Origin of the sequence: Chitinophaga sp. YR573 (genome assembly GCF_900110995.1) — a bacterium.
GTDB lineage: Bacteria > Bacteroidota > Bacteroidia > Chitinophagales > Chitinophagaceae > Chitinophaga.
In genome coordinates, this window is record NZ_FOJF01000001.1 from 651,144 (window position 1) to 673,790 (window position 22,647).

Consider the following 22,647-nt stretch of genomic DNA (forward strand, 5'->3'; position numbering starts at 1 on the left):
TATTTGAACTATATATTTATGTTTGCAAAGAACATTAAACTAAAGAACCCATATATATGCAAACCAACGTTCTTGGATATCCGCGTATCGGTAGTAACCGTGAATTAAAGAAAGCGAACGAAGCCTTCTGGGCAGGTAAAATGTCTTTAGAAAGATTACAGCTCACTGCAAGAGAACTTCGCAGACAAAACTGGGAAACCTTGCAGGCTGCTGGTATAGACCTTATTCCCTCCAATGATTTCTCCCTGTATGACCAGGTACTGGATATGTGTCTGATGACCGGCACCGTGCCCGCCCGTTTTAAACCACTGATGGAAAGCCTGGCAAATGTTAGCAGTCCCGAGTTATACTTCGCCATGGCACGTGGTTATCAGAAAAATGGCTATGATGCCACCGCCATGGAAATGACCAAATGGTTCGATACCAATTATCATTACCTGGTACCGGAATTTGATGCGTCTCAAACATACAGGCTGCTATACAATAAATGCCTGGATGAATTTAAAGAAGCTTTATCCATTGGTATTCATACCAAGCCTGTATTAGTAGGCCCTGTCAGTTTTTTATTACTGGGTAAGATCAAAGATGAGCAACTACAAATGGCTGATCTGCTGGATAAACTACTACCGGTTTATATCGAAATATTAAAATCTTTGCAGCAGGCAGGCGCTACATGGGTACAGATAGATGAACCTACACTGGTGCTGGACCTTACACCTGTACAACAGTCACTTTTCCAGTATGCATACAATAAGATCAAAGCGGCTGTTCCGGAATTGAAGATCATACTGGCTACGTATTTTGGCGGATTACAGGATAATACCGCACTCACACTCAAATTACCCGTACAGGCATTACACATTGATCTGGTAAGAGCACCGGAACAACTGGACCATATCTTATCATTAATACCATCGGCAATGCAGTTGTCTATAGGTGTGGTGAACGGCCGTAATATCTGGAAGAATAATTATGATCAATCACTGGTATTGATTAAAAAAGCTATAACTGCCTTAGGAGAGGAACGTGTATTCCTGGCTACTTCCTGCTCTTTATTACACACCCCTTATGATCTTGAACTGGAAGAACTTCCTTTACAAAAGAACTGGATGGCCTTCGCTAAACAGAAAGTAAATGAGTTAAAAGAGCTGAAACAGATTATAGCAGGTGATACCTCTTTGTTAGCCATCAACCAGGCTGCGATAAAAGACAGAAGTACTTCCGCTATCATTCACAAACCTGCTGTAAAAGCACGTTTGGCAGCACTTACTGATGCAGACGACAAACGTAAAAGTACTTTTGACATCAGACAAAAAGTACAGGAAGTTGTATTACAACTCCCCCTATTCCCCACTACCACTATCGGCTCTTTTCCTCAGACAGAAGAGATCAGGAAATTAAGGGCTGATCTGAAAAAAGGAAAGATTAACCAGGATCAATATGATGGGGAGATCAGTAAAGCGATTACGGAGTCTGTAAGATGGCAGGAAGGACTTAAAATTGATGTACTCGTACATGGTGAATTTGAGCGCAATGATATGGTGGAATACTTCGGTGAACAACTGGAAGGATTTGTGTTTACAAAGAATGGCTGGGTACAGAGCTATGGTTCCCGCTGTGTGAAACCTCCCGTTATTTATGGCGATGTAGAACGCATTGCGCCTATGACCGTAAAATGGAGCAGCTATGCACAGTCTATCACCAATAAGCCTATGAAAGGGATGTTAACAGGCCCGGTTACCATCCTGCAATGGTCTTTTGTGCGTGATGATCAGCCAAGAGAAGATACCACTATGCAAATCGCACTGGCTATAAGAGATGAAGTAACGGATCTTGAAAAAGCAGGTATTAAAGTGATACAGGTAGATGAACCTGCTATACGGGAAGGTTTGCCTTTGCGGCATGCCGATTGGCAACAGTACCTCAACTGGGCTGTGAAAGCCTTCAGAATATCAGTCTCTTCAGTAACCGATGCTACACAGATTCACACGCACATGTGTTATTCTGAATTCAATGATATTATCAGCAATATTGCCGCAATGGATGCAGATGTGATTACGATAGAAACATCGCGTTCTCAGATGGAACTGCTGGAAGTATTCTCTGAGTTTAAATACCCTTACGAGATAGGCCCGGGAGTCTATGATATCCACTCTCCCCGTGTACCTACCGTACAGGAAATGACAGAATTATTAGAGAAAGCCGCACAGTTATTACCTGCCAGGAACATATGGGTAAATCCCGACTGCGGACTCAAAACCCGTAAGTGGCCGGAAACTGAACAGGCATTGCGGAACATGGTGGCTGCTGCTCAGAACATGCGTATAGCAATAAAAGCACATGCTTAAATAAGGGATAATGTATCAAAAGCAATACAAAACTGCTTTTGATACATTATCAATACTTGAAAAGTTAAAATCCTGCCAGAGATTATGTAGCTTTATAAGCGTAAACATTGTTTATGAAATGCATAATACTAGAGGATAACCCCCAGGATCTGGAATTAATACGATGGTATATTACGCAGGAAAGCAGTCTTGAACTGAAAGAATCATTTACTTCCGTTCCCGATGCACTTTCTTACATAAATGAATTTGAGCCCCCACTCCTCTTTATGGATATTGATATGCCGGTAATAAAAGGCATTGATCTTTATAAAAAACTACAATACCATCCTATCTGTGTTTTTGTAACAGCCCATAGTGAATATGCAATAGAAAGTTATGAAACACAGGCATTCGACTTCATTTTAAAACCCCTTACAGCCAATCGTTTTAACCGCTGTGTCAATCGCCTTAAAGAATATGAACAATTAAAAAAACGGGCTGATCTCTACGATACCTTATTCGAATCACAAAGCATAATGATTAAAGAGGGCTCCACTGTACACAGGGTACCATTAAATGATATTATTTATATTGAGGCACTGAACGACTATAGCAAGGTAGTTACTAAAACAAAGAACTATATTACACTCAGCAAACTGAAACACTTTTTAGAAAAATTACCCAAAAAAGATTTCATCAGGATTCACCGCAGTTATGCAGTCGCTAAACAATCAATTGAACTCATAAGCGGGAACGAATTAAAAATCGCAGGACAACAATTACCCATTGGTAAAACATTCCGTCTAAGCCTCAAAATGGAATTCACTTCTTAACATACCCCCAAATAAAAATCACATGAAATCTATCAAAATTAAATCACTTACTAAAAACAAACAGATCATTACAGACCTGGAAGATCCACTAAAGGAAGTTATCCAACAGGCTGAGGGTATTAAAAAAATCCCTTCTCCGCCGCCTCCACCTAAAGGACATTTACACGATATACTAAAAAACCTGAAGTTTAAAAACCAGTTTGATAAGTAGTATGAGCAGGATCATTCTAATCCTGTTTTTTTTATCAACAGGCTTTTGCAGCCTCGCTCAAAACAAATTTAAAAAGCTGGTATTCGCAGCTTATGATAGCAGTATGCATGGTCAATACCGTGCAGCCATCAATTTATTACATACAGCCGCTGCTTTAAAAGGGAAGGATACCGGTTATAATGAATCAATAAATCTATATTATGGCAACAATTACGAAGCTTTAAATAAAATTGATTCAAGTATCTATTATTACGGAGAAGCATTAAAATATTACGAAGGCACAAAAGATTATGCCTCCATGGCTTTTATCTATAACCATCTTGGTTCGGCAGAAATTAATTTCACAAAGAGATATGATAAAGCAATAGATTATTTCAAGAGACAGATCAATTATTCGCTGTTACAAAAAGACAGTAGTAACCTGTTTGATTGTTATAATAATATTGGCATTGCTTACAAGATCATCCACCAATATGATTCAGCACTTGCTTATTTTAATAAGGTATCTGCCAACAATTCTACTTACAACACTTCCAGGGACAGGGCACTGCTATTTACAGCAGATACATACTCTTTATTGAAGCAGTATGAACGGGCATTGAACTATTATAATAAAGCAATTGATATACTGCTATCTCTAAATGATAGCGCTTATCTGTTTATCGGTTATCTCAATAAGGGAGATTGCCTGATGAAACAGGACCGCTTTACAGAAAGCATGTCCAGTTTGAAGCAGGCGCAAAAATACATCAATGCTGCTGTTAGTGATAATGATACAAAAGTATTATATCATAATCTTGCTTATGTGTATAACAATACCGGCGATTATAAAAACGCTTTTTTCTATAAAAACCTTGAAGCTGTTTTAAAAGACAGTATCAACACTGCCGACATTGAACAGGCTGCAGCTGAAGCAGATGCCAAATTTGAGGTACGCAGGAACCATGACAGCCTGTTGATAAGCCGGCAAAACCTTACACTATCAAAAGATCAGTCCAGCGTAAGACAACGTAATTTTATCATCGTACTCATTATTGCCATAGCTATCAGCCTGCTGGCCTTCCTTGCTTTCAGGAACCTTGGCATTCGTAAAAGAGCGAATCAGAAACTGGAACTGGAAAAGCTGAAAGTGGAAACACTGGCAGCCGAACTGGAAGAAGCCAATCAAACAAAAGCAAAACTCTTCTCGATTATCAGTCATGATCTCCGCAGTCCTATCAGCTCATTATATGCGCTGTTTAAACTAAAGGAAATAAAAGCCGGTGAAGAGAGTGAGGAAAACGAGCAGGTAACCCAACTGCTGGATACCATGGAAGATCTGCTGATCTGGAGCAAGAGTCAGATGAACAAATTTACCCTTCAGCCAGTCATGTTACTGGTGCACGATGTTTATCAGGAACTGATCAGATTATACCATGATGTAGCTGAAGAAAGACATATCACTATTGTAGATAACACAACAACCGAAGTAAAAATCCGTACAGATGAAAATCTCCTGAAAACAATCTTACGCAATATAATCTCCAATGCAATTAATCACGCATTGCCACATTCTACCATCATAATGAATGCCGGTGCTACTGATAAAGGCATTATCTGTTCTATCATAAATGAGGCAGACAAAATTACGTTTGAACTGCTTGAACTCAAATTACTGCATGCATCTCCTGATAGTGGAAGCAACGGCCTGGGGCTCTTTCTTACAAAAGAATTTATACAGAAACTGCATGCTACTATTGATCTGACATATACCAACGGCCATATCACGCTACAGATCTATATCCCCTTTTTACCTGCTTAAATTCGTTTACAGATTATTTCATCACGTTTACAGAATAAAACAGGAAACGCCTGCTTTACGTTCCTACTTTCGATACCATAACAATTAATCACCCCAAAAAAAAAATGTTATGGCAGACGTAATGAAAGTACTTAATGATCTCAAGTACAAAGCTGTAGGCGTTGACCCCAACACCAAAAAAATGCCCGAAGGGTATTTTGTATCTTTTCGCCCCATTGGGTTACCGGTACCTGAAGAAGATTTTAAAAATCCCTGGACTCCTACCGGCTCCAACCTGAAACAGATCCTTGATTCGAAACCTAAAGCACCGGGAAGTGGTAATACTACGGGCCAGGACCCCACTACGGTAGCGTCAGTATCAGCCAGTAAACAACTGGATGATATGCAATTTATGAGCGCCAATATCGGAGCAAGTATGCAGGCATTTCTGCAAACCTTTATGCTCACCGATTCCAAGATTGTGATGGATTCTTCCTATCGCGTTGCACCAGGCACAAGCAAAGTCAATGATAGCTGGTTTGCTATCATCAATGGCGCCAATGGGATCGCCCCCGATCTGGAACTGAACGACGACATGAAAAAAGCCCTTGACAAAGCACATGCTACTTTAATGGACAGCAACGGCGATGCTACTATGCATTATGAAAAATACCTGCAATACCGCGATGGATACCAGACTGCCGTGCGCACCAGGGATAAACAGTATGCCAATGCGCTTTCTGATCCTATGAAATTACAAATGTGGCCGATACAGGGTAAAACCTACCAGGACGATGTGGATTTTGCATGGGACCAATGGCAATCTTTTGGTTTTAAACAGGAGATTGATGAAGCCATTGCAGTGTTAGCCAGTCAGGGTATAGATCCGGCCATATTACTAATCGCCAGGTCTAAACACAAATATGAAAACAGCCTGGTAAATATTCCTTCTGTAGGGAATATCCCTTATACCTTTATGAGCCCTTCCAAATGGTATTCTGCCACTGGCGCCGATGGATGGAACAGTTATTCTCAGTCCGATTTTCACTCAGAATCACATTTTGATACCCAAACCACTCATACTGATGCCGGTGGTGGTTTCAGCATAGGCTTCTTTTCTATTGGAGGAGGAGGTTCTTCCGATAAAACACAAACATCACTGAACATTCAGACAGAAGGACTGACCATCGAATTTGAGTATGCAGTGGCAGACATTCAACGTCCATGGCTGGATACTACCTTACTGAATCTCAATAACTGGTTCCTGGTGGGTGATTACCCTGCCAGCTGTATCTCTGATGGCACATTTAACCAGCAGTTCAAACTGAATAATCCAACTGAAATGTTATTCCTTCCTTCAGTTGTTACCAGCTTTATTCTCGCCAGGAATGTAGTGATCAAATGGAACAAAAAATCCAAAGATATTGAAACGTTAAATACGGCATCTTCCGGTGGAGGGTCCATAGGTTTTGGACCATTCTCTGTATGCGCTCATCACAGCGAATCTCACGCCAAAAGAGATTTTACGTTTGATGAGAATAGCCAGGGGATCTCTATTGAAGGCGTACAGGTGATTGGTTATGTATCTACCATCATGCCCGGATCTCCAAAGAAAAACGGCAAGGATTTTATGCAGAAGAAAAAAGAGGAACAGCCAAAGGCTGCACCAGCCACTACTCCTTCTGGCACACCAGCAACTCCTGCTGCTCAACCAGCGCCGGCACCTGTTAAGTAATCAGAAAATAAATTCCCCAAAACAACATTCAAAAGAAAGTATACTTTCTTTTGAATGTTGACTAATTCCTTATTATGGACATCAATAATCTCATGGAAAATGTGCGTGCATTTTTTTCCGGGCAATATAAAGGTGTAGAGAACTCCAATTCCTTTATCTCTTTCGAACCTCTCGGAAGTATGATAGATCCATCAGATTTTATGGATGATAACAACGCGTTATCGGATCTCAAGGCAATTGAACAACTTTCTATATTAGGTGACCGCCTTCCGCATATAGAAGAAGTTTTTATACCTGATACAGGCCGCCTGAGCAGCGCTTATGAAACACTCATCGAAAGCGCTGTTTTTTCAGGTGCGAAGATTATAGCAGAAGACAAATCCAGCTATATCGCCCGTTTTAGTGAAGAAAAATCAGAGGCCCTGTTAAAGCTGGACGAAGGGAGAAAAGCTTCTATCAACATGCCGGAAGGAAGTTATCTGCCTGTATACGGCTTCCCTAAAAAATGGTATGATATAAGCAGCCCTTTCTGGGTAAATAAAACTTTTTCCGCTACTGAAACACCGCCGCCGTCAACACCCGCCCCTCCCCCTGGCAAAAGGCCCTTTTTAGGATGGAGAACAAAACTGATGGTGGACCCTCAAACGTTGATCACACCAGATATCAGTGCCTCACCTGCCGTAACCCAGTCTGCTAAATTAAACATTCCATTGCGTGCACGGTTTCAGCGTGTTAACAGACCCCTTAACGTTGCTACCACTATCAGACCCATCGCATTGAATGCAACTGTAAATCCGGTAGCGGTTAAACCTTCAATGGAAATGCGAAACTTAAATCTTTTAAATAAGATAAATTTTTCTGACAGAATCCGTGTTACCCAACAGTTAGTAAAAGATGATACAGCCAATGTAGCACCTGTACATTCCAATGCTTTTTCTATGTCGTTTGATTACTGTCTGGTATACCTGGAAAGGCCATGGTTCAATACATCGCTATTTACTTTTTCAAATATGTGGTATAGCCTTTCATTACAGGAAAATTTCTTTTCCAATGGTATTAAAGATGAGAGTAACAACGGCATACTGAAGTGTATTCCAACAGCCATGATCCTGATAAAAAATTTAAAAATAACAGCTGCCTGGACAGACGATGATAAGGCTAATGCAAAAAACAGTATTAGTCTGGGAGTATTTAATCTGAACAACAGTGAATTTATCGACAATGCACTGATCACACCCGGTATGCAGATAATTGGCTGGATGTGCGAAGTATTACCCAAGCTACCGGCTCAGGGAGATCCAAACATTATATCATAACATTAAAATATTAACCCCATGAACGACATAACAACAAGGGTATTGGATGAACTCAATACCATACCCGGAACAACTGCAAGACCCGGACTTTCCAGAATAGAAGAATCAAAACCTTTTATATACGAATTCATACAAAGATATTTTGCAGAAGACTTTGACAAGGCAGCTGCCATGAACAACGATGAACTCTTTGCGTATCTGCAAACCCTGGATAAAAGGATACTGGATTTCAGTTTTGATACACAGGAAAAACCGGTTCGCTTTACCACTGTAGAAGATACCTCTGTTAATGAACAAACATTATTATTGACAGATAATCAAACACAGCCGGATTTTGAAACGATCATACTGGAAAGGGATGGAGATGTAGTTCCCAAATTAGTAGCGGTAAGCCTGCCAGCTTCATTAGACCTGTCTTCATTTACAGAAGGTGGAGGTCTTCCATTTCATGTTTTTTTCCATCCTACATTAGGGCAGAACATCGCATCCTATTATACTGCCGTTAATCAACCCGGAAGAGAATCTCTTAAAGATACAATTGACGGGAATTATTCACCTTATGGCTGGGACTTTTTATTCTTTATTATTCTGCGGAATTTATCTTATCAGGCCAATACAAATATCAATGCAAACAATGTTATCAACGAATGGGCAGGTAAAGGTCTGCTCTACCAGATAGCGAATGCAGAGAAAAACGTGATCAATATTATCCCTGTACTCGATCCGCAAAAAAATGGCGGCGATTTTGAAAAGCCGGATAGTCATTTGCAGATATTAAAAGAAGTACAACAGTTTTTGCTTAACCGGCTGGGAGACGTAAATGACAACCTGTTACCAGTAGGTAAGTGTGCAGTTTCAGCTTTCAGCAGCGGACATCTATGTAGTAATAATCTCCTGCAGGCTTCCGGGAACAACAACTTCAGCGAATTCTACGGAGATACCCTGCAGGAAGTATACATGTTTGATGCACCGGTACAAACTAACGACAACTGGGTACAACTTGCAAATGCCTGGGCACAGAAATATGGTGACGAGAAAGTAGTCAGGGCATATTCACAGTGGACTCCCACAAACGTGAACCTGTTACTGGCTAAAGGACAGGCGATCAGGAACAGTAAACTGGTCCTGAACAGTGATAATCCAAATCGCTCCTTTGCCCTGCTTGGACAGCCGTTTTTTAAAGATATTATCAGCAACTCCGACTGGCAGGCAATGCATCAGGCAATTCCTTCACTGATGCTGAATGATGCTTTATCAAGAAGTCAATTTTAACACTTAAAAAATAACAATCATGAAAATTACATTTTACAGATCTCCTGATGAACAAGAAGGAACAGATACGGATGTTAGCACTACAACTACCGCAGAAGATCCTTCATTCCTTATTCCAACCGAGAACACATGGGTGAGTGATGACGGTGGCACCACGCTCATTTCTGATCCTGTACAGGGAGTACCGTATGATTTCTGCATCACCATCGCCAACAATGGTAAAACCGATTCAGGCAGCTTTATGGTGAAATTTGTACTGAGTGGTGATCAGGACCCGGCCTTAGAACTGCCAACTGAAGAAATAGGCAGTCTGTCTCCTGGCGCCAGTATGCTGGCAGTAGTACATTATGGAGCTTTTGAAAACAAATTCGGGATCTTCCATGTTCAGGCAACAGTATATACAGCGGACGGAAACAAGGCGATCAGTACCGATCTCGGATTTGACTTTACAATTCATTCACTTTAAACAATTGTATCTTTAAAAAAGGGCTGTACTCAATGGTAGTGCCTCAGTTTGATTACATAATCTTCGTGGCAGATGTTATTGATCATAAATACACCTTATCTGACGTGAATATTAGGTGAAGTTAAATTGAAAAACAAATCCTGAGCCCATATTCCAAAGCTAAATCAGAGAACTAAACAGTCAGATGCAGTGTATTTATGATCAATAACATCTGCCAGTCTACGCTGTCATAATATTCAAACTGAGTTACTACCTACTCAAAAGTAATTTGAGTACGGCCTTTTTTTAAACTAATTTTGCTACATGGCTCATCATGAAACCGTAACATGTCCCCGCTGTAAAACAGCCTTTGAGTGCCGGGTTGGTTCTATACTCCAATGCCAGTGCCAGCAGGTGACATTAACGGAAGATGAGCGTGCTTTCATCAATGAAACATACAGAGAATGCCTGTGCGCGAACTGTCTCACAATAATGCAAAAAATATACAATAGTCATGGCATACGAAAAACAGATTGAAGACTCAGTTACCCGCATCTTTAAAGCAGTATTCCCAAACACAGTAAACCATTATGATACACTATTCGGTGGTACTGCTATGCAACTGATGGACGAAGCAGCATTTATTACTGCCACACGTTTCAGCCGTATGCGTATGGTCACAGTTTCCAGTGATCGTATAGATTTCAAGAAAGCAATACCGGGTGGTACTATTATTGAGCTCGTGGGAAAAGTAGTGCATGTAGGAAAAACAAGTCTGAAAGTAGAGGTAGATATTTTTGTGGAACAGATGTACAACACTCATCGGGAAAGAGCCATATCAGGCACCTTTACCTTTGTGGCAATTGATGATCAGAAAAGACCTACACAGATCGTATTATTACACGATTAAAAATAAAAAGGTCACGTACTACTACGTGACCTTTTCTATTGTGTAATGACTTACTTCTATTTGATCTCTACCAGTTCGATATCAAACACCAGCGCTTCACCAGCCAGCGGGTGATTAGCATCCAGGGTAATAAATTCACTGCCGATAGCTGCTACCTTTACAGGGAATACCTGTCCTTCAGGATTGCTCATCTGCAGATCCATACCAACTTCAGGATTCAGTTCAGCCGGGATGTTATCTTTTGGGAATTCCATGATCAGCTCAGCGTTTTTAGGGCCATATGCGTCATCTACAGGAATTTCGAGGGTTCTCTTATCGCCCACTTTCATATCGATCACACCATTGTCGAAGCCTTTAATAACCATACCTGCACCTACCTGGAACTCCAGCGGGTCCCTGCCTTCTGAAGAATCAAATGTAGTTCCATCGGTCAGGCGGCCATGATAATGTACACGTACCGTATCTCCGTTTTTAACTTGCATAATAATAAAGTATTAAGTGTTTACTGGATTAATACCTGCAAGGTAAGAAAATTTATATACCCACGAACCAGCCTTAGCATTGGTTATAGAGGTCTATTGTCTATGGACTATTTAAAGTAATTTTACGCCCATGTATAAAATCATCATTCCGTTATTTATATGGATGGCCTGCAGCTTTGCTGCCAGCAGCCAGGTTATTACCGGAGCCGACAGGACAAATGAATACCTTCCCCTGCTGAAAGGCAAAAGGGTAGCGTTGCTCGTCAACCAGACTGCGACCATAGGACATACACATCTTGTAGATTCTTTATTAAAACGGGGCATACATATTCAGAAAATATTCAGTCCGGAACATGGGTTCCGCGGGAAAGCGGATGCCGGAGAGAAAGTAGGTAACAGTAAAGATGCCCGCACCGGCCTTACGATTGTATCCTTATATGGTAAACACAGGAAGGCCGATGCAACAGATTTACAGGATGTAGATATCTTAGTGTTTGATATACAGGATGTAGGTACACGTTTCTATACTTATATCTCCTCTTTACAGGAATTAATGGAAGCCGCGGCAGAAAATAAAAAACCATTGATTGTACTGGACAGACCCAATCCTAACGGACATTATGTAGATGGGCCTATATTAGATACAACGTTCCGCTCTTTTGTAGGTATGCAACCGATTCCTATTGTACATGGTATGACCGTAGGGGAATATGCCTGTATGCTGAACGGGGAAAAAATGCTGAAGAATGGTGTACACTGCCAGCTGACAGTTATTCATTGCCAGCATTATGATCATCATACTTTCTACCTGCTGCCAATAAGCCCTTCCCCGAATCTGCCCAATATGGCCTCTATTTACCTGTACCCTTCTACCTGCTTATTTGAAGGTACGGCGCTGAGCCTGGGACGTGGAACCGACCTGCCATTCCAGGTATTCGGCTCTCCCCTGCTGCCAAAAGACCTCTTCTCTTTTACACCTCACAGCACTGAAGGCGCTAAAAACCCTCCCCTGAAGGATACTACCTGTTATGGGTATAATCTTACCGGAACACCAGAGCAGGTAAGGGCTGAAATGGATGGACGGGTGCAGTTGAAATGGCTGATACAGGCTTACAAACTATTCCCTGATAAAGAAAAATTCTTCATCCCTTATTTTAAGAAACTGGCAGGCAATGCTATTCTGCAGGAACAGATTAAAAAAGGGTTGAGTGAAGAAGAGATTCGTAAAAGCTGGGAACCAGGTCTGACAAAATTTAAAACTACCAGGAAGAAATATTTATTATATGCAGAATAACACCAGGATCATCTTTATGGGTACACCGGACTTCGCAGTGGCTTCACTGGATATACTGGTACAGAACGGATATAACGTAGTAGCAGTAATTACGGCTCCTGATAAACCTGCCGGACGTGGATTACAATTACATGAAAGCGCAGTGAAACAATATGCTGTCTCCAAAAATATTAAAGTATTACAACCGGAGAAGCTCAAGAACCCTGCCTTCCTGGAAGAACTGAAGGCATTACAGGCCGATTTACAGGTAGTGGTGGCCTTCCGTATGTTACCGGAGCTGGTATGGGATATGCCTCCTCTGGGCACCATCAACGTACATGCTTCTCTCCTGCCCAACTATCGTGGGGCTGCACCTATTAACTGGGCGATTATCAACGGAGAAAAAGAATCAGGTGTTACGACGTTTAAATTGCAGCATGAGATTGATACCGGTGACGTGTTATTCAGTCAGGCAGTGCAGATAAGAGATGATGAAACTGCCGGGGAATTGCATGATGAACTGATGCAGACAGGTGCGCAGTTGTTGCTGAAAACAGTACAGGCAATTGTTTCCGGAGATGTACATGAAAAACCTCAGGCACAGATGGATGCTGCCGATGTTAAACATGCGCCTAAGATTTTTAAAGAGAATTGCCAGATCAACTGGACCTTACCCGTTGATCAGGTTTATAATTTAGTAAGAGGATTAAGTCCTTATCCTACGGCCTGGTCTACGTTACAGGGTAAAGGCATTAAAATATTTAAGGCTGAGAAAGAACATGTTACGCCTAAAGTGGCTCCGGGGGAGTTTGTAACGGATAATAAAACGTATCTGAAAATTGCTGCTGCAGATGGTTATCTTTCCTTGTTGGAGATACAGTTAGAAGGGAAAAAGAAGATGGAAATAGAGGCTTTTTTAAGAGGATACAGAGTTACAAACTAAGTTTTAGTGATGGTGCAATGCACCATCACTAAAAATATGAAGGGGTTTTGCAGGGCTTCGCCCTGCACCCCAATAATTTAATTTTCGTAGTTCAGCTCTACATAGAACTTGGCATCACTTGTACCTAATGCTTCCAGCGCAGAATCACTCAGCTTAATGATCAACCCGGCATTCTGTTTGATCTGCGGAATAGATTCCAGCACCTTTGCATAAATGTATTTACCGTTCAGCGGATTCGTTACTTTGATGATAGTTCCTCTCTGGGCAGTATTATGCAGCGCATAATATTTACCCGCACCGGCATTACTCTTAAACCATCCACCAGGACCTTTCTCTGTAGTTACCTTACCATTGCTGGTCTGCTGAGCGTATATCTGCTCGAAAGAACCCGTAGCAGGCGCAGTTTTCACAGGCTCCGGCGCAGGTGTTGTTGCAGGAGGTGTAGCTACCGGTGTATCAGGTTTGGTAGTAACCGGTTCCGGCCTGGTAGGCTCTGGTTTAGTAACAACCGGTTCTGGTTTAGCAGGAACTGGTTCCGGTTTGGTAGCAGGCGGTGTACTTACCGGCGCTGTTGTCACTGGCGCAGAAGGCGTTGCTGCCGGAGCAGAAGGAGCTGGGATACCACCACCACTCTTCAGAAATCCAATAATTACATAACTGTCTTTCTTCAGGCCGTCTCCGGTCAGATTATTCCAGTGACGGATATTATCCAGCGGAACTTTATTATGATTCAGGCTTAAGCGATACAACGTTTCCTTCTCTTCCACCTTATGATAAACAGGCGTATTCCCTGTTACCGCATCTGCTTTCTGTGAGAAATTATTGTTATTCAAAGGAATTTTCACTGTTTGCCCCAGTTGTAACCCCTTATCAAATGAGATATTGTTTTCTGTGGCTATATCTTTAGGAGATATACTATATGACCTTCCCAGGCTGTAAAATGTTTCTCCTTTTTTTACCGTGTGCGTTAAATAGAGGTCGGGAGTAGTACCCTCAACCTGCAACATATCCTGTGCATTTGCTCCTGCCACACATAATACGAGTCCTACTACAATTGTCATGAACGTTTTTACCATACTACGCTGTTTGTACCTTTCGGGTAACGAAATTATAAAATTATTTAGGTTTTGAGGTTTATGTACTTCAAACTTCCTCGTATACGGAGTTCTTTAGGATAGTAATTATTAATGCGGTTGGATAAGACCCTGTCACTGCCAGAGTATATATCCTTATAACGCATTAGTGTCCAACCCTGGTATTGACTGCTACCTGCGGGTCTTCTTTTCTCAGGTAACGGTTTCCGCAAATATAAGGGCTGTTGCAATACCATTACATCAAACGTAAAAAAAGGACACGTAGCAACTGTTTACTTGTTGGCGACTACTGCATGTACACGCAAAAAAGCTGCCAAATCCGTCCCTGGCAAAGCTGCTGAAGTGTTTGTAAATGTTTCTGGTAAAAAATCCACCCCACTATTTTACGGGAAAATAACAAAATTAGTCGGGAATCATCGTCCTTCCCGGGGTTGAACATATCGGTATAAAAGGCTTACTGCTGGCTGTATCTGTGGGGATAACAGGTGTGTGCTCAGATCATCACAGCCCTGCTGTATATTACCGGTTCCATTATCGCAGGTGCTCTGATAATCGGCCTTTTACATGAGCCAGTTATTTTTCCACAGTGGAAAACATTTATCTGCCGGGAATACCCTTTGTATAAAAGATCTGATTTTCAGATTAACTATGCAATCCCTTTTGCAGCCTGTATAATAGCGGGAACAGCAACGCCTGTCACATAATTACCCACCAGCTGTATACCAGGATACTGCTGTTCAAAGGCTTTTATATGCTGACGAATTTGCGCATGTCCTACATTCAGTTGCGGAATGGCCTTCGGCCATTCACTAAAATGTTGTAATTCCGGGGGTGTTTGCAAACCCAGTAATGACATGAATTCAGTGATCACTGTCTGTTGCAGTTTCTCCCTGCCTGGGTCAGTAAATAATTTTTCCAGCCTTGCCCCACCAGTGAAAATAGTGAACAACGCTTTCCCTTCAGGAGTCCGGGAAGGGAAAATAGCAGAGTTGCAGATAGCTCCCAGGAAGTGTTTACCGGCTGCATGAGGCACCAGGAAACCAAATCCTGCGGGTACTTTGTCCAGCGCTTCTGCACCAAAACCCAGGTGCAGTACACCCATACGCGGATAGTGAATGTTATTGAGTGCTGTTGATAAGGAAATATCTAAAGAAGCAATGGCCACTCCGGTATTATAGGCAGGAGTCGTAAAGATCACCCTGTCTGCATTTAGCATGGCCGTATGGCCATTTTCATTGTATTGTACGATGTAATCCGTAGCGCCCTTCGTAATGCCTGTAACCGCACAATTAAAACGCACGGGACCAGTTAACAGTGAAAGCAGGCGTTCTGTCAATACCGCATTACCGCCTTTGAAAGCAACAATCTTCCTGCCGCCCATTGCTTTCATGTTCTTCATCAATCCGGCGGTTACGCTGCCATATTCCTGTTCCCAGCGGGGCAGCATAGGCAATGTTTCCTTTATAGAAAGGTTATCCGGGTTACCGGCATAAATACCGGATAATATAGGTTCAAATAAATACTCGTTTATTTCATTGCCGAAGCGGCGGTTCACAAAAGAAGACACAGACTCTTCATCATCTGTTTTGCGGGCTTTCCTGAACCTTTCAGTAAACAGGCGGAATTTAGCGCCCCCGCTGATATATGCAGAACGCAGTATTTTAAGGGGATGAGGAGATACTGCATGCAGTTGCCCGTCCCTCACCAGGAAACGGTTTTTGCTGGCAGCTGAAGCTTCCATCAATACATCCTTTAATCCCAGTTCTTCTATGAAGGCAATTGTTTCCGGTGTGGCACCTATGGAATTAGGGCCTGCGTCCAGCTCATAACCGTCTATATGCAGCGATTTAACGACTCCTCCGGCCTGTGGAGCAGACTCCATCAACTCGTAGGGAATCCCCTTTTTTTGCAGCTCATATGCGATCGTAAGCCCGGATAATCCGGCGCCGGCAATAATAACTGGTTGTGTCTTCACTGGTGGTAATTTATTTCTGTAATGCAGAAAGCCATTTCACTACTGCCTGCACCCACAAAGGATGTATATTCATACAGGGGATCATCGTAAAACTATCCCCACCACTTTCCAGGAAACTCTTCTTCCCTTCCATCGCAATCTCTTCCAGTGTTTCCAGACAATCAGCCACAAATGCAGGACATACGATCAGCAACTTCTTCACCCCTTCTTTAGGCAACTCTTCCAAACGTAATGCTGTATATGGTTTCAGCCATTCTTCACGTCCCAGACGCGACTGAAAAGACAACGCCCATTTCTCACGTGGTATACTCAGTTTCTCTGCTACCAGCTCTGATGTTTTGAACACCTGATGGCGATAACAGGTAGCATGTGCCGGAGAATCCACATGACAACAGTCATTCACCTGTAAACAATGTTTATGTGTAGGATCGGCCTTCTTCATATGCCTTTCAGGCAATCCATGATAACTGAACAGTAACTGATCATAATCCTGCTGCAGATAAGGACGCATGCTCTCTGCCATAGCATTGATGTAATCCGGTTCACTATAGAACGGCGGTACCATGGTAAGTTTAAACGTATATCCTTTCTTTTGATGAACAGTTTTCGCATGCTCTACCGCTGTCTCATAAGAAGACATCGCATAATGCGGATATAATGGCAACAGGATCACTTCCTTCAGTGCAGGATTATGCTTTAACAGATTTTCATAGGCAGACTCCTGAGAAGGATTCCCATATCGCATGGCTATTTCCACCGGCATAGATAAATCATTCTGCACAGCGTTCTGTAATTGTTTTGTCAGCACAACTAATGGAGAACCTTCTTTCCACCATATCTTTTTATAGGCTTCTGCAGAATTAGGCGCACGCTTGGGAACTATGATTCCCTTTATCAGTAATAAACGGAACAGATACGGATAATCAATCACCCGCTCATCCATTAAAAACTCGTTGAGATAACGTTTAACATCAGGTACAGCCGTAGAATCCGGCGAACCCAGGTTCATCAAAATGATTCCTATATCAGATTTAGCTTCCATTCCTTACTTTAAATTGCTGCAAATGTAACCAGTAAATTACGCTCCAAATGTCATACAATTGTTGAATTAAAGAATGTTGTTGTTTATAACCACTATCATTTCATTAACTGATAAAAGTCATTTTTCAGTAGTATCTGATACCAGCGGTAGAAATGACACACTAATGACCAGCTCTATGACATTCTTCACTTGTATGCAAGTACTTTTGCAAACGGAAGCTTATAAAATAAAATGCAGGGTAGTTATTCAAAAGATATAGCCCATTTTCATATCGTTGGTATCAACTATAAGAAAACAGATGCTGCTATAAGAGGATCGTTTGCTATTAATCAGTCACAATACCAGCACTTGCTGGAAGATGCGAAAGCTATACACATAGATGATGTGTTCGTGCTTTCCACCTGTAACAGAACTGAGATCTACGGCTTTGCCGAAGATCCTCAACAACTGGTAGAGTTGGTTTGCCGCGAAACAGATGGTGATTGCAATCTGTTCAGTCAGCTCTCATACATCAAATCAGGGGAAGAAGCCATCAGGCACCTTTACCAGGTAGGCACAGGACTGGATTCCCAGATCCTGGGCGACTATGAGATCATCGGCCAGATACGTACCGCTACAAGATTCGCCAAAGAAAATGGTTGCCTCGGTGGCTTCCAGGAAAGGCTGATCAATAGTGTGTTACAGGTATCAAAACTGATCAAGAACGAAACAAGTCTCAGTGCCGGCACCGTCTCCGTTGCCTTTGCCACCGTAAGATTACTGGAACATAAAGTACCGGATATCCTCAATAAAAAGATATTACTGGTAGGTGTTGGTAAAATTGGTCGTAATACCACCAAGAACATGATGGATTACCTGGGCGTGAAACAAATCACTCTCGTAAACCGTACCGCCACTGTAGCAGCAGAATTTGCAGGACAACATGGCCTTCGTTATGCGCCTTTTGAACAACTGGCAGAAGAGTTACAGGCCGCAGACATCATATTAGTGGCGTCCAATGCACCTGAACCCACCATATTACCTGCTCATTTCACCAATTCATCTTCTAAACTGATCATAGATCTCTCCATTCCATTCAACGTTGCTCCTGAAGTAAATGATCTGCCACATGTAGAGCTGATCAATGTGGATGAATTATCCAAGATTCAGGATGAAACGTTGCAGATGCGTTTGCAGGAAGTGCCTAAAGCACAGGCAATTATCGGAGAGCATATGACAGAGTTCCTTTACTGGTACAAGATGCGCAAACATGCCGTAGTGCTGAAAGCAGTAAAAGATAAACTACACGAAATCCACACAAAAGAAATACAACAACAAAAGAACGGGGCTCAATATAACCTGGAAGATGTGGAAGCAGTGTCTTCCCGTATCATTCAGAAAATGATCAACCTGATGGCCGGAAAAGTGCGCAAGGAAACAGATAAGAGCGATCAGTACATTGCGATGATCAACGATATTTTTGAGACAGGCGTTAACCAGGAATAAAACATGAACAAAGAGATAAGGATAGGTACCAGGGAAAGTCAGCTGGCCTTATGGCAGGCAAATAAGGTAAAAGACCTGCTGGAAGCACAGGGTTATACCACTGTGCTGGTGCCCATCAAAAGTGAAGGAGATATCGACCTGGTAACTCCGCTGTATGAAATAGGAGTACAGGGTATTTTCACCAAAAGCCTTGACATCGCCTTACTGAACGGCCGCATAGATATTGCCGTACATTCTCTCAAAGATGTTCCTACTCAATTACCGGAAGGTATCGTACAGGCTGCGGTGCTGGAAAGAGGTCCTGTAAAGGATTTACTGGTATATAAAAATGATCTTTCTTTTCTTGATAATACCATAGCAAATATTGCTACCAGCAGTGTAAGACGCAAAGCGCAATGGTTACGTAAATATCCTCAGCATCAGCTGCATAACCTGCGCGGGAATGTAAATACCCGTTTGCAGAAGTTAGCAGCAGAGAACTGGGATGGTGCCATCTTTGCTACTGCCGGACTGGAAAGAATCGGTGTACGCCCTGCAAATTCAATAGAATTAGACTGGATGCTGCCTGCTCCTGCACAAGGTGCAGTAGTAGTGGTATGCCGTGGAGAAGATGATTATTGCAGACAGGCATGCTCTCCGTTAAATGATTTAACAACTGCATTATGCACACGTATTGAAAGGGATTTTTTACGTACGCTCATGGGCGGATGTACCACTCCTATCAGTGCTTATGCTTTCATTGAAGATAATACCATTATTTTCTCCGGAGAATTATGCAGTCTTGACGGTACGGAACTCCTGTCCATACAGGAAGAGGCCAGCCTGGCACAGGCGGCCACAGTGGGTATCAGCGCAGCTGAGAAGATCCTGGCACAGGGCGGCGATAAAATCGTAGCACAGATAAGAAATGCAGGTTAGCATCTTAAGTACGAAAGAATTACCTCTGTCACTGCTCGCAGCAGCAGCAGAACAAGGTATGGATATTACAGTTGCTCAGTTCATTCACATACAGCCCGTTGCTGCTACATACAGCGTACCGGAAAACAGTGTAGTCATATTTACCAGCGCAAATGCAGTGAATAATGTACGGCTGATACATCCAGGCTGGCAGATCTTCTGCCTGGGTGGAGCCACACTGGAAGCCTTACTGGCAAGACGCCCGGATGCGCAGGTAACAGCTACTGCTTCCAATGCTGCAACACTGGCAACCCATATCATAGAACAGGGCAATATCAGCGATGTTGTTTTCTTCTGTGGTAATATACGCCGGAACGAGCTGCCCGACCTGTTACATCAACACCATATCAATGTACAGGAAATAGTTGTCTATGAAACGATAGAAGTGCCAGCGGTTACAACAAACATTTATGACGGCATTTTCTTTTTCAGTCCAAGTGGCGTAAGAAGTTATTTTACAGTGAACACATTACCTGCAAACACAGTCTGTTTTGCTATCGGTAATACCACTGCTGCCACATTAAAAGAATATACTACCAATAAAATTATTACCAATCCGGATGTACCTTCGGCAGCGCAGATGCTACAAACGGCTATATCTTATTTTAACAACATCAACTGATACAAATGAGTGCATTGAAGAATGACCTTTTGCTGAAAGCTTTACGCGGAGAAACAACAGAACGTACACCTGTATGGATGATGCGTCAGGCTGGCAGATACCTGCCTGATTACATTAAATTACGGGAAAAATATTCCTTCTTCGAACGTTGTATGAAACCCGAACTGGCTACCGAAATCACTGTGATGCCGGTATACCAGGTAGGTGTAGATGCAGCCATCATCTTTTCAGATATACTGGTTGTTCCACAGGCAATGGGGATGGAAGTGCAGCTGATAGAAAAAACAGGCCCGGTATTACCAGACCCTATCAAAAGTGCAGAAGACCTGAAACGCCTCGTAGTACCTGATGTAAAGGATACATTACACTATGTATTTGATGCACTGAGCCTGACGAAAAAAACACTGGATGGCGCTGTACCCCTGATCGGTTTTGCCGGCTCTCCATGGACACTGTTGTGTTATATGGTTCAGGGTAAAGGCTCTAAAACATTTGATGCTGCCAAAGCATTCTGTTATCAGCAACCTGCTGTAGCACATAAACTGTTACAGATGATCACAGATACCACCATTGCTTACCTGAAAGCACAGGTAGAAGCAGGGGCCGACTGTGTACAGCTATTTGATTCATGGGGAGGGTTATTAAGTCCGCAGGACTTTGAAACATTCTCCCTCTATTATATGCGGCAGATTGTTGCTGCTGTGAAAGATGCGGCTCCCGTAACCGTATTTGCCAAAGGTGCCTGGTTTGCACTGGAAGAAATGGCAGCAACAGGTGCTAACTGCCTGGGAATCGACTGGTGCATACAGCCTCAGCGTGCAAGACAGTTTGCCGGTAACGACGTTACTTTACAGGGTAACTTTGACCCAGCCAAATTACTGGCTCCTATCCCGGAAATTAAAAAAGCCGTGAAGGAAATGATGGCCGGTTTTGGTAACCATCGCTACATTGCTAACTTAGGTCACGGTATTCTGCCGAATGTGCCTGTAGATCATGCAAGAGCATTTGTGGATACTGTAAAGGAATATAAATGAGTATCAAAGAGAACTTTATAGCGCTGATACAGCGGTTACAGAACGAGATCTGTGCTGCATTGGAAGAAGTGGACGGGAAAGCGAAATTCCGTGAAGACCGCTGGGAACGCCCCGGTGGTGGTGGCGGTATTTCCCGCGTCATCGCAGATGGCGCTGTGATTGAAAAAGGTGGTGTAAATACATCTGTTGTACATGGACAATTGCCTGAACTGATGGCTAAACAGTTTGGTGTAACCGAAGCTCAGTTCATGGCCTGTGGCGTATCACTGGTCATCCATCCCATCAATCCTTTTGTACCTACTGTTCATGCTAACTTCCGTTACTTTGAACTGTATGATGAACAGGGTAATCTGAAAGACAGCTGGTTTGGTGGCGGAGCAGATCTCACCCCTTATTACCTGGATGAAAAAGATGGTATTCACTTTCATCAGACATTTAAAAATGCCTGCGATCCTTTCGGAAAAGAATTATATCCTCTCTATAAAAAACATTGCGACGAATACTTTGTAAACAAACATCGTAATAACGAAGCAAGAGGAATAGGTGGTATATTTTACGATTATCTGCGCCCGACAGCAGAACGTACTGCAGAAGATCTCTTCAACTTTGCTAAAGCAAACGGAGAAGCATTTATACACGCTTATCTGCCTATAGTAAATAAAACAAAAGATCTTCCTTATACAGCTGCTCAGAAAGACTGGCAGGAATACAGACGCGGACGTTATGTAGAATTTAACCTGATCCATGACAGAGGAACCTTGTTTGGTTTAAAGACGAACGGAAGGATAGAATCTATTTTAATGAGCCTGCCTCCGAGAGCCCGCTGGGAGTATGATTATCATACAGTACCCGGTAGCCCGGAAGCCAAACTGGAAGAATATCTCAAGCCCAGGGAATGGGCCGTATAACCA

At 42.4% G+C, this 22,647-nt stretch carries 22 protein-coding genes; 17 read left to right on the plus strand and 5 right to left on the minus strand.

Annotation, left to right across the window (positions count from 1 at the left end; genetic code table 11):
* Positions 1–56 precede the first annotated feature (56 nt).
* The 10 genes from metE to BMW86_RS02885 all read left to right on the plus strand — a co-directional run bounded on the left by metE (position 57) and on the right by BMW86_RS02885 (position 10,829).
* A complete protein-coding gene (gene metE, locus BMW86_RS02840; RefSeq protein WP_089778768.1) occupies positions 57–2,348 on the plus strand; it encodes a 5-methyltetrahydropteroyltriglutamate--homocysteine S-methyltransferase in 2,292 nt (763 codons plus the stop codon).
* A gap of 113 nt (positions 2,349–2,461) precedes the next feature.
* Complete coding sequence (locus BMW86_RS02845) at positions 2,462–3,160, plus strand: LytR/AlgR family response regulator transcription factor (RefSeq protein ID WP_089778770.1); 699 nt, start codon at positions 2,462–2,464, stop codon at positions 3,158–3,160.
* Between the two features lie 22 nt (positions 3,161–3,182).
* Positions 3,183–3,371 (plus strand): hypothetical protein, encoded by a 189-nt coding sequence (locus tag BMW86_RS02850; RefSeq protein WP_089778772.1) that lies wholly within the window; start codon positions 3,183–3,185, stop codon positions 3,369–3,371.
* A gap of 1 nt (position 3,372) precedes the next feature.
* Positions 3,373–5,172: a tetratricopeptide repeat-containing sensor histidine kinase gene (locus tag BMW86_RS02855; protein ID WP_089778774.1), complete on the plus strand. Its 1,800-nt coding sequence runs from the start codon at positions 3,373–3,375 to the stop codon at positions 5,170–5,172.
* A gap of 109 nt (positions 5,173–5,281) precedes the next feature.
* Positions 5,282–6,886: a hypothetical protein gene (locus BMW86_RS02860; protein WP_089778776.1), complete on the plus strand. Its 1,605-nt coding sequence runs from the start codon at positions 5,282–5,284 to the stop codon at positions 6,884–6,886.
* A 74-nt stretch (positions 6,887–6,960) separates the two neighbouring features.
* Complete coding sequence (locus tag BMW86_RS02865; RefSeq protein WP_089778778.1) at positions 6,961–8,202, plus strand: hypothetical protein; 1,242 nt, start codon at positions 6,961–6,963, stop codon at positions 8,200–8,202.
* Between the two features lie 18 nt (positions 8,203–8,220).
* Positions 8,221–9,474, plus strand: coding sequence for a hypothetical protein (locus BMW86_RS02870; RefSeq protein ID WP_089778780.1), 1,254 nt, complete (start codon positions 8,221–8,223; stop codon positions 9,472–9,474).
* A gap of 19 nt (positions 9,475–9,493) precedes the next feature.
* Positions 9,494–9,940, plus strand: coding sequence for a CARDB domain-containing protein (locus tag BMW86_RS02875; protein ID WP_089778782.1), 447 nt, complete (start codon positions 9,494–9,496; stop codon positions 9,938–9,940).
* A 303-nt stretch (positions 9,941–10,243) separates the two neighbouring features.
* Positions 10,244–10,456, plus strand: coding sequence for a cysteine-rich CWC family protein (locus BMW86_RS02880; protein ID WP_089778783.1), 213 nt, complete (start codon positions 10,244–10,246; stop codon positions 10,454–10,456).
* The gene (locus tag BMW86_RS02885; protein ID WP_089778785.1) at positions 10,434–10,829 is read left to right on the plus strand and encodes an acyl-CoA thioesterase; all 396 of its coding nucleotides are present in this window, start codon (positions 10,434–10,436) and stop codon (positions 10,827–10,829) included. The genes BMW86_RS02880 and BMW86_RS02885 overlap by 23 nt, the downstream gene beginning before the upstream one ends.
* A 56-nt stretch (positions 10,830–10,885) precedes the next feature.
* Here the strand turns inward: BMW86_RS02885 and BMW86_RS02890 are convergent, their stop codons facing one another.
* Complete coding sequence (locus BMW86_RS02890; RefSeq protein ID WP_255372833.1) at positions 10,886–11,311, minus strand: FKBP-type peptidyl-prolyl cis-trans isomerase; 426 nt, start codon at positions 11,309–11,311, stop codon at positions 10,886–10,888.
* Positions 11,312–11,441: 130 nt separating this feature from the next.
* Between BMW86_RS02890 and BMW86_RS02895 the strand changes: the two genes are divergently transcribed.
* The gene (locus BMW86_RS02895) at positions 11,442–12,605 is read left to right on the plus strand and encodes an exo-beta-N-acetylmuramidase NamZ family protein (protein WP_089778789.1); all 1,164 of its coding nucleotides are present in this window, start codon (positions 11,442–11,444) and stop codon (positions 12,603–12,605) included.
* Positions 12,595–13,527: a methionyl-tRNA formyltransferase gene (gene fmt, locus BMW86_RS02900; protein ID WP_255372834.1), complete on the plus strand. Its 933-nt coding sequence runs from the start codon at positions 12,595–12,597 to the stop codon at positions 13,525–13,527. The genes BMW86_RS02895 and fmt overlap by 11 nt, the downstream gene beginning before the upstream one ends.
* Before the next feature lie 77 nt (positions 13,528–13,604).
* Here fmt and BMW86_RS33265 read toward each other — a convergent pair whose 3' ends face one another.
* The 4 genes from BMW86_RS33265 to hemH all read right to left on the minus strand — a co-directional run bounded on the left by BMW86_RS33265 (position 13,605) and on the right by hemH (position 17,638).
* Positions 13,605–14,603, minus strand: coding sequence for a lytic transglycosylase (locus BMW86_RS33265; RefSeq protein ID WP_089778791.1), 999 nt, complete (start codon positions 14,601–14,603; stop codon positions 13,605–13,607).
* A 44-nt stretch (positions 14,604–14,647) separates the two neighbouring features.
* Positions 14,648–14,857 carry a methyltransferase RsmF C-terminal domain-like protein gene (locus tag BMW86_RS33295; protein ID WP_143056465.1) on the minus strand — a complete coding sequence of 70 codons (210 nt, stop codon included), beginning with the start codon at positions 14,855–14,857 and terminating at the stop codon, positions 14,648–14,650.
* Between the two features lie 410 nt (positions 14,858–15,267).
* Complete coding sequence (gene hemG / locus BMW86_RS02910) at positions 15,268–16,596, minus strand: protoporphyrinogen oxidase (protein ID WP_177189137.1); 1,329 nt, start codon at positions 16,594–16,596, stop codon at positions 15,268–15,270.
* A 10-nt stretch (positions 16,597–16,606) separates the two neighbouring features.
* A complete protein-coding gene (gene hemH / locus BMW86_RS02915) occupies positions 16,607–17,638 on the minus strand; it encodes a ferrochelatase (protein WP_089778795.1) in 1,032 nt (343 codons plus the stop codon).
* A gap of 231 nt (positions 17,639–17,869) precedes the next feature.
* On the opposite strand from hemH, the gene hemA reads away from it, so the two are divergent.
* From hemA to hemF, 5 genes are read left to right on the plus strand one after another with little or no spacing between them, the layout of a single operon-like run.
* Complete coding sequence (gene hemA / locus BMW86_RS02920; RefSeq protein ID WP_089778797.1) at positions 17,870–19,123, plus strand: glutamyl-tRNA reductase; 1,254 nt, start codon at positions 17,870–17,872, stop codon at positions 19,121–19,123.
* 3 nt (positions 19,124–19,126) lie between these two features.
* The gene (gene hemC / locus BMW86_RS02925) at positions 19,127–20,041 is read left to right on the plus strand and encodes a hydroxymethylbilane synthase (RefSeq protein WP_089778799.1); all 915 of its coding nucleotides are present in this window, start codon (positions 19,127–19,129) and stop codon (positions 20,039–20,041) included.
* On the plus strand, positions 20,031–20,702 hold the full coding sequence (locus BMW86_RS02930; RefSeq protein ID WP_089778801.1) for a uroporphyrinogen-III synthase: 672 nt from the start codon (positions 20,031–20,033) through the stop codon (positions 20,700–20,702). Before hemC ends, BMW86_RS02930 begins: the two co-directional genes overlap by 11 nt.
* 5 nt (positions 20,703–20,707) lie before the next feature.
* Positions 20,708–21,736 carry a uroporphyrinogen decarboxylase gene (gene hemE / locus BMW86_RS02935; protein WP_089778803.1) on the plus strand — a complete coding sequence of 343 codons (1,029 nt, stop codon included), beginning with the start codon at positions 20,708–20,710 and terminating at the stop codon, positions 21,734–21,736.
* On the plus strand, positions 21,733–22,644 hold the full coding sequence (gene hemF / locus BMW86_RS02940) for an oxygen-dependent coproporphyrinogen oxidase (RefSeq protein WP_089778805.1): 912 nt from the start codon (positions 21,733–21,735) through the stop codon (positions 22,642–22,644). The genes hemE and hemF overlap by 4 nt, the downstream gene beginning before the upstream one ends.
* Positions 22,645–22,647 lie beyond the last annotated feature (3 nt).